13 protein-coding genes are annotated in these 14,495 nt (G+C 68.6%); 9 read left to right on the plus strand and 4 right to left on the minus strand.

All coding sequences use genetic code 11. The features are described 5' to 3' along the window. Both lysX and A5698_RS01850 read right to left on the minus strand, forming a co-directional pair. On the minus strand, positions 1-2,446 hold a 2,446-nt coding region (lysX, locus tag A5698_RS01845), incomplete at its 3' end, for a bifunctional lysylphosphatidylglycerol synthetase/lysine--tRNA ligase LysX (RefSeq protein WP_068292610.1). Between the two features lie 43 nt (positions 2,447-2,489). Continuing rightward, the gene (locus tag A5698_RS01850; RefSeq protein WP_231967268.1) at positions 2,490-2,915 is read right to left on the minus strand and encodes a DUF1844 domain-containing protein; all 426 of its coding nucleotides are present in this window, start codon (positions 2,913-2,915) and stop codon (positions 2,490-2,492) included. A 216-nt stretch (positions 2,916-3,131) separates the two neighbouring features. Here A5698_RS01850 and infC point away from each other — a divergent pair, with 216 nt between their 5' ends. The 5 genes from infC (at position 3,132) to A5698_RS01875 (ending at position 6,817) form a co-directional block, all read left to right on the plus strand. Then, positions 3,132-3,719 carry a translation initiation factor IF-3 gene (infC, locus tag A5698_RS01855; protein WP_082950741.1) on the plus strand — a complete coding sequence of 196 codons (588 nt, stop codon included), beginning with the start codon at positions 3,132-3,134 and terminating at the stop codon, positions 3,717-3,719. A gap of 20 nt (positions 3,720-3,739) precedes the next feature. Then, a complete protein-coding gene (gene rpmI, locus A5698_RS01860; RefSeq protein ID WP_067085506.1) occupies positions 3,740-3,934 on the plus strand; it encodes a 50S ribosomal protein L35 in 195 nt (64 codons plus the stop codon). Between the two features lie 38 nt (positions 3,935-3,972). Then, a complete protein-coding gene (gene rplT / locus A5698_RS01865; protein ID WP_064346258.1) occupies positions 3,973-4,362 on the plus strand; it encodes a 50S ribosomal protein L20 in 390 nt (129 codons plus the stop codon). A 23-nt stretch (positions 4,363-4,385) separates the two neighbouring features. Beyond that, positions 4,386-5,141 (plus strand): TrmH family RNA methyltransferase, encoded by a 756-nt coding sequence (locus A5698_RS01870; protein WP_068292558.1) that lies wholly within the window; start codon positions 4,386-4,388, stop codon positions 5,139-5,141. 71 nt (positions 5,142-5,212) lie between these two features. After that, entirely contained in the window at positions 5,213-6,817 is a 1,605-nt protein-coding gene (locus A5698_RS01875; RefSeq protein WP_068292561.1) for a GMC family oxidoreductase, read from the plus strand. 4 nt (positions 6,818-6,821) lie between these two features. Here the strand turns inward: A5698_RS01875 and A5698_RS01880 are convergent, their stop codons facing one another. Both A5698_RS01880 and A5698_RS01885 read right to left on the minus strand, forming a co-directional pair. Continuing rightward, entirely contained in the window at positions 6,822-8,072 is a 1,251-nt protein-coding gene (locus A5698_RS01880; RefSeq protein WP_068292564.1) for an acyl-CoA dehydrogenase family protein, read from the minus strand. A 4-nt stretch (positions 8,073-8,076) separates the two neighbouring features. Beyond that, complete coding sequence (locus A5698_RS01885) at positions 8,077-9,090, minus strand: oxygenase MpaB family protein (protein WP_067085514.1); 1,014 nt, start codon at positions 9,088-9,090, stop codon at positions 8,077-8,079. Between the two features lie 218 nt (positions 9,091-9,308). Here A5698_RS01885 and A5698_RS01890 point away from each other — a divergent pair, with 218 nt between their 5' ends. Genes A5698_RS01890 through pheT form a run of 4 tightly spaced genes read left to right on the plus strand, consistent with a single transcriptional unit; the run spans position 9,309 to position 14,495 of the window. Then, the gene (locus tag A5698_RS01890) at positions 9,309-10,163 is read left to right on the plus strand and encodes an adenylate/guanylate cyclase domain-containing protein (RefSeq protein ID WP_156670575.1); all 855 of its coding nucleotides are present in this window, start codon (positions 9,309-9,311) and stop codon (positions 10,161-10,163) included. A 9-nt stretch (positions 10,164-10,172) separates the two neighbouring features. Further along, positions 10,173-10,946 carry a rhomboid-like protein gene (locus A5698_RS01895; protein WP_156670576.1) on the plus strand — a complete coding sequence of 258 codons (774 nt, stop codon included), beginning with the start codon at positions 10,173-10,175 and terminating at the stop codon, positions 10,944-10,946. 7 nt (positions 10,947-10,953) lie between these two features. Further along, complete coding sequence (gene pheS, locus A5698_RS01900) at positions 10,954-11,997, plus strand: phenylalanine--tRNA ligase subunit alpha (protein WP_068292571.1); 1,044 nt, start codon at positions 10,954-10,956, stop codon at positions 11,995-11,997. After that, positions 11,997-14,495: a phenylalanine--tRNA ligase subunit beta gene (pheT, locus tag A5698_RS01905; protein WP_068292575.1), complete on the plus strand. Its 2,499-nt coding sequence runs from the start codon at positions 11,997-11,999 to the stop codon at positions 14,493-14,495. The genes pheS and pheT overlap by 1 nt, the downstream gene beginning before the upstream one ends.

Genomic DNA, 14,495 nt, shown 5'->3' on the forward strand with positions numbered 1-14,495 from the left:
CGCCGTGAATCTGCTGCAGGATGGGCGTCTCGACCTCGAGAAAACCCTTGCCGACCAACGTTTCCCGGATCGCGTGCAGCACACCGCTTCGCGCCCGGATCAGGTCGCGAGCCTCGGTGTTGATCGCCAGGTCGACGTAGCGGGCGCGCACCCGCGCTTCCTGGTCGGTCAGGCCCTTCCACTTGTCGGGCAGCGGCCGCAGGCACTTGCCGATCATCCGCCAGTCGCGAACCAGCAACGAGCGGGTGCCCTTCTTGCTGTAGCCCATGGTGCCCGACACCTCAATCAGGTCGCCGAGATCGACGGCGTGGGTGAAGTCGGCCGTCGTCGTCGATTCGAGCAACGAATTGTCCAGCAGCAGCTGGACTTCGGCGGACCAGTCGCGCAACTGGGCGAACAGCACACCGCCGTAGTCGCGGCTACGCAGCACCCTGCCCGCCACCGTGATTGATTTGTCGTCCGCGACATCGGTTCCCAATGCCTCTGCGACCGTGTGCGACGGCGGCGTGCCGACGGGATAGGCATCGATCCCGTTGTCCTGCAACGCCTTCAGCTTGGACATGCGTACCCGAACCTGTTCCGGGAGCCGCGCTTCCTCGGCGTCGGGCAGATCAGCCGCCAAGCCGCTGACGTCGGGTGCCGAGCCGTCGTGGTGCAGCAGCCCCGTCGCCATCAGGTTCTGTGGGACGGCGGTGTGGTGACCGGTGTGCGGCTGTTCGTGGCGCCGCGAGAAGGGCAGCACCAGGAACCCCTCGGCGATCACCGAGGCCACCCCGACCCGGGGGACGAGCCGGGCGTCGTCGTAGCACGCGTAGCGCGGCACCCAGTCCGGTTGGTATTTCATGTTTGAGCGGTACAGCGTCTCGAGCTGCCACCACCGCGAGAAGAACACCAGCAGGCTGCGCCACAGCCGCGCGACCGGGCCGGCGCCGAGCTGGGCGCCGTGTTCGAACGCCGAGCGGAACATCGCGAAGTTCAGCGAGATCCTGGTGATGCCAATGTCTTCGGCCTGCATGCACAGTTCGCTGACCATCAGCTCGATGGTGCCGTTGGGCGACTGGGGGGAGCGGCGCATCAGGTCCAGCGAGACGCCGTTGGTGCCCCACGGCACCAGCGACAGCATCGCAACCACTTGATCTTTTCCACCCGCGTTCTGGACCGCCTCCACGAGGAGGCAGTCGCCGTCGGCCGGATCGCCGAGCCTGCCCAGCGCCATCGAGAACCCGCGCTCGTCGTCGGTGTCGCGCCAGGCGTCGGCGCGGGCGATGACGTCGGCCATCTCCTCGGCGTCCAGATCGCGGTGCCTGCGGATGCGGACGCTCGCACCGGCGCGCCGCGCGCGGGTCACGGCCTGGCGAACCGCGCGCATGTCCGGACCGGAGAGCCGGAAGTCGTCCGGATAGAGAATGGCCTCGTCGCCGAGCTGCAACGCGTTGAGACCGGCCTGGCGGAAGGCCTCGGCGCCCGCCGCGCTGGCGCCCATCACACCCGGGGCCCAGCCGTAGGCCAGACACAGCGCAAGCCACGCATCGATGGCCGCCGGCCATGCCTTGGGATCGCCCACCGGGTCCCCGCTGGCCAGGCAGACGCCGACTTCCACGCGATAGGTGATGGCGGCGCGGCCGTTGGGTGCGAACACCACCGCCTTGTCGCGGCGCGTGGCGAAATAGCCGAGCGAGTCGTTCTTGCCGAACAACTCGAGCAACCCGCGCAGCGCGGATTCGTCCTCGCCGGTCAGCGCGTTCTCGGCGCGCTGGGACTGGAACAGCACGATCGCCGCGACCATCAGCGCGACGGCGCCGAAGAGTCCGAGCAGCGCGTTGATCAGCACGTGCGGGTGGCCGCTGAAGTTCGAGGAGTCCGCGCCCGCGAAGGCGCTCACCCGGTTCAGCGCGTACCAGAACCGGTCGCTGCGGGCCAGGCTGCCGGGGAACAGTTCGAGAAGACCCCAGCCGATCGCGGTGCCGATCGCCATTCCGGCGACCAGCACGGCCGCCGCCTTCAGCAGTGCGCCCCGGCGCACCTTCGCCCAGAACTCGCGGCGGGCCAGCAGCAGGAACAGGATCGCGGCGATGTGGAAGGCCAGCCCGATGACCTCGCCGATGTCTTCGATCACCGACTCCTCGCCGGACACCAGGCCGGCGACGTTGAACACGATCGCGCCCACCATGTAGGCGACGAGGATCCACCAGGCGATGCGCTTGCGCGCGGCCAGCGCCGCGGCCAGCAGCGCCAGCACGAACGCCCACGCGAAGCTGGTGTCCGGGAAGTTGAAGATGTAGTCGTTGACGAACTCGCGCGGCACCCGGATGACCGACCGCACGAACGGCGAGACGCTCGCCATCAATGAGAGCGTGGCGATGACGCCGACCGTCCAGCCGGCCGCGGCGGGCACCCACCAGTGCCTCGACCTGCGGCGGGTCACAGGCACGTTAGCGACGGTCATAGGCCGCGACATTATTCGGTCAGGACGCCAAATGGGCGGCGACTCACGACCAGACGGGACCGGTGTACTTCTCGCCGGGACCCTGGCCCGGTTCGTCCGGTGATGCGCTGGCCTCGCGGAAGGCCAACTGCAGTGTTTTCAGGCCGTCCCGCACCGGCCCGGCATGCGGTCCGAGATACTCCACGGACGCGGTGACCAACCCGGCGAGCGCGGTGATCAGCCGGCGCGCCTCGTCCAGATCGCGGTGGGGGCTGTCGTCCGGGTTCTCGGCCGACAGCCCGAGCTTCTCGGCCGCGGCGCTCATCAGCATCACCGCCGACCGGGTGATCACCTCGACGGCGGGGATGTCGGCGAGCTCACGAACGGCTGAGCCGTTCAGATCACCTGAGCCGGCTGAGCCGTTCAGATCACCTGAGCCGGCCGAGCCGCCGGCGCTGTCGAGGTCAGCTGAGTTCGAGTCATCGGTCATGCCTGCTAGACTGGCATGCGCGACCGTCCCGGCAAACGCCAGGGACAGCAAGTGGAGTCCCTCTCCCACCGCTGGCCACACCGGCTCAGCGGTCCGGTCACAGGCATCAATGCCTGTCCTGGTCGGCTGTGGGCCCTGCTTTGAGCAGGGCTTTTCTGTTCGGTAGAGCAGAGCGCTGATGGAGTGGGCTCCTAGAAGACAACAGTAGGAGGCCCCATCAGCACTGAGACCCGCGTCAACGAGCGCATCCGCGTACCTGAAGTCCGCCTGATCGGACCGGGCGGTGAACAGGTAGGCATCGTGCGCATCGAAGATGCTCTCCGCGTCGCCGCGGATGCCGATCTCGATCTCGTCGAAGTAGCACCGGATGCCAAACCCCCGGTCTGCAAGATCATGGACTACGGAAAGTTCAAATACGAGACGGCTCAGAAGGCACGCGAGTCTCGCAAGAACCAGCAGCAGACCGTCGTCAAGGAACAGAAGCTCCGTCCCAAGATCGACCCGCACGACTACGAGACCAAGAAGGGTCACGTGATCCGCTTCCTCGAGGCCGGGTCCAAGGTGAAGGTGACGATCATGTTCCGCGGCCGCGAGCAGTCGCGACCCGAGTTGGGTTTCCGGCTCCTGCAGCGGCTGGGCGCCGACGTCGCCGATTACGGCTTCGTCGAGACGTCCGCCAAGCAGGACGGGCGCAACATGACGATGGTGCTGGCCCCGCACCGCGGCGCGAAGACTCGCGCCAAGGCGGCGCAGCAGGCCGAAGGCTCCGCAGAGCCGACCCCAGCACCCGACAGAAACAGCTAGAACAACAGAGCAGAGGACCCATGCCCAAGGCGAAGACCCACAGCGGCGCTTCCAAGCGGTTCCGTCGCACCGGAACCGGCAAGATCGTGCGCCAGAAGGCCAACCGCCGCCACTTGCTCGAGCACAAGCCGAGCAAGCGCACCCGGCGACTCGACGGCCGCACCGTTGTGTCGGCCAACGACACCGCCCGCATCAAGAAGATGCTCAACGGCTGACCGACTCAATACGTACGACTTGAACGAAGGACATTCCCATGGCACGCGTCAAGCGCGCAGTCAACGCCCAGAAGAAGCGGCGGACAATACTCAAGGCCTCCAAGGGCTACCGGGGCCAGCGGTCGCGGCTGTACCGCAAGGCCAAAGAGCAGCAGCTGCATTCGCTCAACTACGCCTATCGTGACCGCCGCGCCCGCAAGGGCGAGTTCCGCAAGCTGTGGATCTCGCGCATCAACGCCGCCGCCCGCGCCAACGACATCACCTACAACCGCCTGATCCAGGGGCTCAAGGCCGCCGGGGTCGAGGTCGACCGCAAGAACCTCGCCGAGATCGCCGTCAGCGATCCGGCCGCGTTCACCGCGCTGGTGGAGGTCGCCAAGGGCGCACTGCCCGAGGACGTCAACGCGCCGTCGGGCGAGGCTGCCTGACGCTCACCGAACGATCCGCCCGGGTGGTCGCTGCGGCCAAGCTGCACCGCCACGTCGGGCGACGCCGCGTCGCGCGCTTCCTCGCCGAGGGACCCAACCTCGTCGAGGCGGCGTTGCGGCGCGGTCTCATATCCGAGGTCTTCGCCACCGAGGACGCGCTGAACCGGTTCGGTTCCCTGCTGGCCGACGCCCCCGTGCACGTGGTGACGGAACGCGCCGCAAAGGCGCTGTCGGAGACGGTGACTCCGGTCGGACTGGTCGCGGTGTGCACGACACCGCAGACCTCGATCGGCGACGTGCTGGCCGCGTCGCCGCGACTGGTGGCGGTCGCCGTCGAGATGTCCGAGCCGGGCAACGCAGGCACGTTGATCCGGATCGCCGACGCGATGGGAGCCGACGCCGTGATTTTCGCCGGGCACAGCGTCGACCCGTACAACGGTAAGTGCCTGCGCGCCTCGACCGGCAGCATCTTCTCCATCCCCGTCGTCACTGAAAACGACGCTGCGGCGGCGGTGTCGCAACTCGCCGGCGCCGGCCTGCAGGTGCTGGCGACCACGGTGGACGGCGAAATCTCGCTCGACAGCCCCGATCTGGAAGCCGAGCTTGCGGGACCGACGGCGTGGATGTTCGGGCCGGAGGCGCACGGTCTGCCGGCAGAGCTCGCGGCGTCGGCCACGCACCGCGTCCACATCCCGATGCCGGGCAGCACCGAGAGCCTCAACGTGGCCGCGGCCGCGGCGATCTGCCTCTACCAGAGCGCGCGGGCACAACGCACCTAGCGCCGAAGCGCGTGCGTCACATCAGCGCCCAAACTCCCCACAGACTTAGCTCGGCGAAGTATTGTGCGGCGATGCGTCGCTTCGACTACATCATCGCGGGCGCCGGTTCGGCCGGCTGCGTACTGGCGGACCGGTTGTCCGCCGACCCGGCGACGAGGGTGCTGCTGGTCGAGGCCGGCGGTCTCGACAGGCATCCGATGCTGCACGTGCCCAAGGGCTCGGGCATGTTGTTCGAGAACGAGAAGTACGTCTGGCGCTACGCGACAACGCCGTTCGGACCCAGGCAACGCCCCGAGTTCTGGACCCGCGGCAAGGTGATCGGGGGCTCGAGTTCCATCAACGGCATGGTCTACAACCGAGGCAACCGGGCCGACTACGACGAGCTCGAGGAGCTGGGCAACAAGGGGTGGGGCTGGGACGAGATCCTGCCCGTATTCAAAGCCATGGAGGACAACGCGTTCGGCGCCTCACCCACCCGCGGCGCGGGCGGACCGCTGCACATCTCGGTAGCGGCCGAACAAGACGTCGTGAGCCACGAGTTGGTGCGGTCGGGCGCGAACCTCGGGCTCCGGCCCCTCGACGACATCAACGAGAGCGACGAACCCCGTATCGGGTTCACCCCCGCCACCATTCGCCGGGGCCGCCGGGTGAGCGCCGCCGACGCGTTCCTGCGCCCGGCGATGCGACGACCGAACCTCACCGTGATCACGCGAGCCGAGGTGTGCCGCATCGACATCGACAACGACCGAGCCACCGGCATCACCGTCCGAACGCCGGACGGCGCGCGCTCACAGTTCCAGGCCGACCGTGAGACGATCCTCGCCCTCGGCAGCATGGGCAGCCCGAAGCTGCTGCAACTGTCGGGAATTGGCCCGCGCGAGGTGCTCGACCGGGCCGGCGTCCCGCTGGTGCTCGAACGCGAGAACGTGGGCAGGCGGATGCGTGAACACCGCTGCTTTGCGCTGAAGTATCGCCTCAACGCCGAGCTCGGATACAACCGGCAGCTGTCCAGCCGATCCGGGCAGGCCAGAAGCGCCGCACGCTACCTGGCAAGACGCCGCGGCTCGCTGGCGACACCGACCTTCGACGTGCTCGCGTTCATGAAGACCACCCCGGACGCGCCCCGCGTAGACGGACAACTGTTGTTGGGCCCCTTCACGATCCCGGCGTACAACGACGGTGAGCCGGTGGCCCTCGAACGCGAGCCAGGGGTGTCGTGTCTGGGTTTCACCCTTCGCCCCACATCCGAGGGCAGCGTCGAGATCACCGCGGCGGACCCGGCGGCGCCGTTGCTGCTGGACCCGAGCTACCTCACCAGCGACTACGACCGCAGCACCACCGCCAACCTGCTGCGCCGGGCCCGCGAGCTGTTCGAGCGCTCACCGATCGGCGAGCACATCGACCACGAGACGTTCCCCGGCCCACAGGCGCGCAGCGACGACGAACTGGTCGACTCCGCGTTGGACGGCGGCTATTGCGGCTATCACGCCATCGGCAGCTGCGCCATGGGTCCCAGCGACGACGACATCGTCGACGGCCGACTGCGCGTGCGCGGTATCGACAGTCTGCGCATCGTCGACTGCTCGGCGATGCCGATCATGTTGGCGGGCAACCTGAACGGGCCGGTGATGGCGATGGCCGCGCGCGCCGCGCAGTTCATCGTCGAGGACCGCTGACCCGTCAGGAGCCGAGAAGACCCCGCGCCACGTGCGTGATCTGCACCTCGTTGCTTCCGGCGTAAATCATCAGCGACTTGGCGTCGCGCGCCAGTTGTTCGACTCGGTACTCGGTCATGTAGCCGTTGCCGCCGAACAACTGCACCGCGTCCATCGCGACGTCGGTGGCCGCCTGCGAGCAGTACCACTTGATCGCCGAGGCCTCGGGCAGCGAAATCGGCACGCCGGCCTGCGCGGCTTCGATCACACGAAACAGGATGTTGCGCACGTTCATCCGCGCCACCTCCATGTTCGCCAGCTTGAGCTGGATCAGCTGGAACTGGCCGATCTCCTGACCCCACAGCGTGCGACTCTTGGCGTAGTCGACGCACAGCCGCAGGCACTCCTCGATGACACCGAGCGACATCGCGGCAACGCCGATGCGTTCGGTGCTGAAGCTCGAGCGCGCGCTGGCGCGGCCGTCGCCGGCGGAATTCTCCTCGGTCTCGCCGAGCAGCCGGTCGCGGCCCAGACGCACGTTGTTGAAGAACAACTCGCCGGTGCGGGAGCTGTGAATTCCCATCTTGCGGAACGGCTTCGACTGCACGAAGCCCTCCATGCCGCGGTCGAGAACAAAGGTCAGCACCTTGCGGTCCCGCTTGTCGACGCTCGGGTCGCCTTCGTCCAACTTGGCGTAGACCACCACGACGTCGGCGTCGGGTCCGTTGGTGATGAACGTCTTCTGGCCGTTGAGGATGTAGTCCCCATTTCCTGAGCCGTCGCGCACGACGTAGGACTTCATGCCGCCGAACGCATCAGATCCCGAGTCGGGCTCGGTGATCGCCCAGGCGCCCACCTTGTCGTAGGTGACCAGGTCCGGCAGCCAGCGCTCCTGCTGCGCCAGCGTGCCCCGGCTCATGATCGTCGGCACCGTCAGCCCGAGGCTGACGCCCATGCCGGTGACCACGCCCATCGAGACCCGGCACAACTCGCTGATCACGACGAACCCCATGCCGCCGGAACCCTCGCCGAACATGCCGCCGCCGCCCGAGGATTTCTCGGACGCGCCGCCACCGTCGCGCAGCCGGGCGAGCCGCTTGTTCAGCGACTCGCGAGCCATGTCGGCGATGCCGAACGTCGCGAACAGCTTGCGGACGATGGGGTAGGGCTCCATCTCGCCGCTTTCCAGCGCGTCGACGTGCGGGCGGATTTCCTTGTCGACGAACTCACGCACGGCATCGCGTACGGCGAGATCGACATCAGACCATTCGAGCATGCACTCAGGCTGCCTTATGGCGTCCGCGCGCCGGACGCAGCCCCGCCAAAGAGAACGTGGTGTGCACCAGCGAGCCCGCCCGGTCGAGCAGGGACTTGCGCGGCGGGACGTAGTGCATCGGCAGCCCGCGCCGGTCGCTGGGCGGCGCCATGAACGCCGGGGCCTCGACCAGAGGGGCGTTCGCGGGCAGGCGCCCCTGGGCGCGCCGATATGCGGTCAATGCCCGTGGATGCAAACGGATTTCGTCGGGCACCGCGACGAATGCGAACTCGACCAACTTGCCGAACAGCCGCAGTAAAACCTCGTCTCCCGGCGTCCACCGCATGTTGGCCTTCTCACGAAGCGCTTCGTCGAAAACGCCCGCCGCGATCCAGCGCTGTGCGCCCACCATCGGCTTGAAGAGCTGATCCCACAGCCCGGTCGGCATCAACACGAACCACGGTTTGGGGATGCGGATCGAGAAGATGTCGAGCGTGGCGCGGTTGATCTCGAGCTCCTCGCGGCATTTGCGGTCCCAGTACTCGCAGAACTCCTCCCAGCTCTCAGGCACCGGGCGCATGCTCATGCCGTACATGCGATACCACTGCACGTGCTCGTCGAACAGCTGACGTTTCTCGGCCTCGGTCAACCCACCGCAGAAGTATTCGGCCGTCTTGATGATCAGCATGAAGAAGGTGGCGTGCGCCCAGTAGAACGTCTCGGGGTTCAACGCGTGATAGCGACGGCCTTCGGCGTCGACGCCCTTGATCGTGGTGTGGTAGTTCTTGATCTGCTCGCCGGTACTGGTAGCGCGTTCGCCGTCGTAGACGACGCCCATGATCGGGTACACCGAGCGCGCGACGCGCTGCAGCGGTTCGCGCAGCAGGATCGAATGGTCTTCGACGCCCGCACCGAGTTCGGGGTACATGTTCTGCACCGCACCGATCCACACACCGAGCAGCCCGGTCCGCAGATCGCCGAAGTACTTCCACGTCAACGAGTCGGGACCAAGGGGATCGGTGCTGTGGTTCGCGGTCATCTGATTCCTCGCTGAATCGGCGTCGAACTCGACGATAATGCTGACAACGAATGTTGTCTACGATTTGCGGGGCGCGTCGTCTCGCACCGTTATTCCTTGGCTACTGGGCCTCCACATCGCTGTGACCAGCTGCTTCGCTGACCGTGCTTTCGTGATTCGGATGACGGCTTCGTCTGACGAGATTGCTCGGCGTCGAGCGGCCCGCTTAGGCTGGCGCCGTGGATGTCGAGCCGTTCGAGCGGTCGACCGGGCCCTTGGGCTGGCTGAAGAACACCAACCGCAACGAGAGCGTCATCGCCTTCCTGCGGCGGACCCGCCGCGCGTTGCCGGGCGATCCGGAGTTCGGGGATCCACTGTCGGCCGACGGAGTGGGCGGACCGCGGGCGGCCGCCCGCGCCGCGGACCGGATACTCGAACGCAATGCCGCCACCCGCGAAGTGAGCCTCGGCGCGTTGCAGGTGTGGCAAGCACTCACCGAGCGGGTCTCCGGGAAACCGGCCAACCGCGAGGCGACGCTCGTCTTCACCGACCTCGTCGGCTTCTCGGCGTGGGCGTTGAACTCCGGCGACGATGCGACGTTGAAGCTGCTCCGTCGCGTGTCGCAGGTCGCCGAGCCGCCGCTGCTGGAGGCGGGCGGACAGATCGTCAAGCGCATGGGCGACGGCCTCATGGCGGTGTTCTCCGACCCGACGACGGCCGTACGCGCGGCGATCTCCGCACGCGAGGCGGTCAAAGCCGTTGACATCGACGGGTTTACCCCACGCATGCGGGTCGGCGTGCACACCGGCCACCCGCAGCGCATCGGATCGGATTGGCTGGGCGTCGATGTCAACATCGCGGCGCGGGTGATGAGCCGCGCGACCCGCGGGGAATTGGTGGTCTCGGCGACCACGCTCGACCGCATCCCCGCCGAAGAGTTCGCATCGCTGGGCGTGGAGGCCAAACGCCTGCGCCGCCAGGTCTTCGCGCACAAACAGGACGGGGTGCCGAACGACTTCGTCATGTACCGGCTGAAAACCCTCAGGCACTTGCCAGGTGGCGGAAACAACGAGGAGCACCCCGCGGGGGAATAGTGGATTCTCGTGGTGATCGGACGTCTCGGGCCGGTTCGGGTGACCCTGGCGTACGCGGTCATTCTCACGTCGGTGACGTCGGTGCTGTTGTGGCAGGGACCCGAGTTCAAGGACCGGGTCGTCTGCCACGCCAGCACGAACCTGCACAACCTCTCCCACGGGCGCCTCGGCACCTTGGTGGGCAGCGCGTTCGTGGTCGACGCGGGACCGATCTACGTGTGGCTGCCAGGGCTGATCTGCCTGCTGGCGTTGGCCGAGTTGCAGTGGGGCAGCGTCCGGTTGCTGGTGGTGTTCGCGGTCGGACACGTCGGGGCCACCCTGCTCGTGGCGGCCGCTCTGGGCGCCGGTGTCGCGCAGGCGTGGCTACCGGGTTCGGTGGCCCACGCGCCGGATGTCGGAATGAGCTACGGGGCCGCCGCAGTCCTGGGCTCGCTCACCGCGGCGCTGCCGGCGCGGTGGCGCCCGGCCTGGATCGGCTGGTGGCTGGCGATCGGATTCGCCACCCTCGCCATCGAGCGGGGGTTCAGCGACGTCGGGCATGTCGCGGCCTTGACGCTCGGGATGCTGGCGAGCGCCCGCTTCGCCCGCGAGGGACGTTGGACGTCGGTGCGGTGGCTGCTGCTGGGTGTCGCCGTCGCGTTCGGCTACGCCCTGTTGGTGACCAGCGGTCCGTCGGCCACGATCGCGACGGCGTGTGGGCTCGTCGCCGCCGCATCGGGTTTGGTCGTCGCCCGCCTACGGCGCCGATGGGCGTTCGAGGGCCAACTGGCGCATCGCCTATGATCGCCGGGTGGCTGATCAGCCCGCAGACCTGTCCGAAGAAGCGCTGACCGAGGCTGTCAGCGCTGCTCGGCGCGCCTTCGACGCGGCCGCCGACCTCGACGCGCTCGCGCGGGCGAAGACCGACCACCTCGGCGACCGGTCGCCGATCGCGTTGGCGCGCCAGTCGCTTGGGTCGCTGGCCAAGGCCGACCGGGCCGACGCGGGTAAGCGCGTCAATGTGGCGCGCGGCGAGGCGCAGCGCGCCTACGACGAGCGGTTGGCGGCGCTGCGCGCGGAGCGCGACGCCGCGGTGCTGGTCGCGGAGCGCATTGACGTCACGCTGCCGTCGACGCGGCAACCGATCGGCGCGCGCCACCCGATCACGATCCTGGGCGAGCGCATCGCCGACACGTTCATCGCCATGGGCTGGGAGCTGGCCGAGGGGCCCGAGGTCGAGACCGAGCAGTTCAACTTCGACGCGCTCAACTTCCCGCCGGACCATCCCGCCCGCAGCGAGCAGGACACCTTCCACATCGCGCCGGAGGGGTCGCGCCAGGTATTGCGCACGCACACCTCGCCCGTACAGATCCGAACGCTGCTCGAGCGCGAACCGCCCGTCTACATCGTCTCGATCGGGCGCACCTTCCGCACCGACGAACTCGACGCCACCCACACCCCGGTCTTCCATCAGGTCGAGGGGCTGGCCGTCGACAAGGGGCTGACGATGGCACACCTGCGCGGCACGCTCGACGCGTTCGCCCGCTCCGAATTCGGACCGCAGGCCCGCACCCGATTCCGGCCGCACTTCTTCCCGTTCACCGAGCCGTCGGCCGAGGTCGACATCTGGTTCGAGAACAAGAAGGGCGGACCCGGATGGGTGGAGTGGGGCGGCTGCGGCATGGTCAACCCGAACGTGCTGCGCGCCTGCGGGATCGACCCCGACGCCTACTCGGGCTTCGCGTTCGGCATGGGGCTGGAACGAACGCTGCAGTTCCGCAACGGGATTCCTGACATGCGCGACATGGTCGAGGGTGACGTGCGGTTCTCCCTGCCGTTCGGGGTAGGGGCCTGATGCGGCTACCGTACAGCTGGCTGCGCGACGTCGTGCAGGCCGGCGCACCGGGTTGGGACGTGAGCCCTTCCGACCTCGAGCAGGCGTTGATCCGCATCGGCCACGAGGTCGAGGAGGTCATTCCCGTCGGTCCCGTCACCGGACCGCTGACGGTGGGTCGGGTCGCCGCCATCGAGGAACTCACCGAGTTCAAGAAGCCCATCCGCGCCGTGAAGGTCGACGTCGGCGAGGCCGAACCCCGTGACATCGTCTGCGGCGCAACCAATTTCGCCGTCGATGACCTGGTCGTGGTGGCGCTGCCCGGGACAGTACTGCCGGGCGACTTCACGATCGCCAGCCGCAAGACCTACGGCCGGATCTCCGACGGGATGATCTGCTCGACGGCCGAAATGAACCTGGGCACCGACCATTCGGGCATCCTGGTGCTGCCTGCCGGCACCGCCGAACCGGGGACCCCGGCCGCCGACGTGCTGGGCCTCGACGATGTCGTCTTCCACCTGGCGATCACACCGGACCGCGGCTACTGCCTGTCGGTGCGCGGTCTGGCCCGCGAGATCGCGGCCGCCTACGACCTCGACTACGCCGATCCGGCCGACGTCGCGCCCCTGCCCGCCGAGGGCGCGGCGCTGCCTGTGTCGATCGACCCGGGCACCGGCGTGCGGCGCTTCGGGCTGCGGCCGGTGACCGGCATCGATCCGGACGCCGTCTCACCGTGGTGGATGCAGCGACGGCTGCTGTTGTCCGGCATCCGGGCCATCTCACCCGCGGTCGACGTCACCAACTACGTCATGCTCGAGCTCGGGCACCCGATGCACGCCCACGACCGAAGCCTCGTCACCGGCGGATTCCGGGTGCGGTTCGCCGAACCGGGGGAGACCGTGGTGACCCTCGACGACGTCGAACGCCGCCTCGACCCCGCCGACGTGCTGATCGTCGACGACGTCGCGACCGCGGCGATCGGCGGCGTGATGGGCGCGGGCACCACCGAGGTGCGCGACACCACCACCGACGTGCTGCTCGAGGCCGCGGTGTGGGATCCGGCCGCGGTGTCACGCACCCAGCGGCGGCTGCGCCTGTACAGCGAGGCGGGACGCCGCTACGAGCGCAGCGTCGACCCGGCGATCTCGGTCGCCGCGCTGGACCGCTGCGCCACGCTGCTGGCCGAGATCGCCGACGGCACAGTCGAACCCACGCTCACCGACTGGCGCGGTGAACCGCCCCGCGAGGACTGGTCGCAGCCGCCGGTGACCATGGCGGTCGACCTGCCCGACCGGACCGCGGGTGTCGACTATGCGCCGGGCACCGCCGAGCGGCGGCTCACTCAGGTCGGCGCGCGGGTCGTCTCCGCCGACGGCACGCTCACGGTCACCCCGCCGAGTTGGCGGCCCGACCTCATCCAGCCGGCCGACCTCGTCGAAGAGGTGCTGCGGCTCGAGGACCTGGAGAAGATTCCGTCGGTGCTGCCGCTGGCCCCGGCCGGACGCGGCCTCACCTCCGTGCAGAGGCGGCGGCGCGCCATCGGAAAATCGTTGGGACTCAACGGGTATGTGGAGATCCTGCCCACCCCGTTCCTGCCTGCGGGCGTGTTCGACCAGTGGGGACTGCCCGCCGACGACGACCGCAGGGCGACGACCGACGTGCTCAACCCGCTGGACTCCGACCGCCCGCAGCTGGCCACCACGCTGCTGCCGGGATTGCTGGAGGCGTTGAGCCGCAACGTGTCTCGCGGCGCCGTCGATGTCGGGCTGTTCGCCATCCAGCAGGTCGTCGTGCCCACGCCGGATACCCGCGCGCTCGAACGGATACCGACCGACCGGCGCCCCAGCGACGAGGAGATCGCGGCGCTGGACGCGTCGCTGCCGCGGCAACCCCAACACGTCGGCGTGGTGTTGGCCGGGCTGCGTGAGCCCGCGGGCCCGTGGGGTCCCGGTCGCGAGGCGCAACCCGCCGACGCGTTCGAGGCGGTCCAGGTGATCGCGCGCGCCGCGGGTGTCGAGCTGAGCCTGCGGCCCGCGCAGCACCTGCCGTGGCATCCCGGCCGTTGCGCCGAGGTGGTGCTTGGTGACCGCGACAGCGGCACCGTCGTCGGTTACGCCGGCGAACTGCACCCCGCCGTCGTCGAGCGGGCCGGACTGCCCAAGCGCACCTGTGCCGTCGAACTCGATCTGGACGCGATACCGATCGTCGAACGGCTCCCGGCGCCGCGGGTGTCGCCGTTCCCTGCGGTGTTCCAGGACATCAGCCTCGTCGTGGACGAGGACGTCGCCGCGGCCGCCGTGATCGACGCGGTCCGGGCGGGGGCGGGTCCGTTGCTCGAAGATGTGCGGTTGTTCGACGTCTACACCGGCCCGCAGATCGGCGAGGGCCGCAAGTCGCTGGCGCTCGCGCTGCGGTTCCGCGCCGCCGACCGCACCCTCACCGAGGACGAGGCCAGCGCCGCGCGCGAAGCGGCGGTCGAAGCCGCGGCCGAACGGGTCGGCGCCGAACAACGCCGCTGA

It is taken from the genome of Mycobacterium sp. E136, from assembly GCF_001666865.1.
Taxonomy (GTDB): Bacteria; Actinomycetota; Actinomycetes; order Mycobacteriales; family Mycobacteriaceae; genus Mycobacterium.

Excerpts from the sequence above, each read along its gene's own strand:
- A5698_RS01885 (WP_067085514.1), bottom strand. The coding sequence starts at position 9,090 with ATGACCGCGAACCACAGCACCGATCCCCTTGGTCCCGACTCGTTGACG.
- pheT (WP_068292575.1), top strand. The coding sequence starts at position 11,997 with ATGCGGCTACCGTACAGCTGGCTGCGCGACGTCGTGCAGGCCGGCGCA.
- A5698_RS01880 (WP_068292564.1), bottom strand. The coding sequence starts at position 8,072 with ATGCTCGAATGGTCTGATGTCGATCTCGCCGTACGCGATGCCGTGCGT.
- A5698_RS01850 (WP_231967268.1), bottom strand. The coding sequence starts at position 2,915 with ATGACCGATGACTCGAACTCAGCTGACCTCGACAGCGCCGGCGGCTCG.
- rplT (WP_064346258.1), top strand. The coding sequence starts at position 3,973 with ATGGCACGCGTCAAGCGCGCAGTCAACGCCCAGAAGAAGCGGCGGACA.
- rpmI (WP_067085506.1), top strand. The coding sequence starts at position 3,740 with ATGCCCAAGGCGAAGACCCACAGCGGCGCTTCCAAGCGGTTCCGTCGC.
- A5698_RS01875 (WP_068292561.1), top strand. The coding sequence starts at position 5,213 with ATGCGTCGCTTCGACTACATCATCGCGGGCGCCGGTTCGGCCGGCTGC.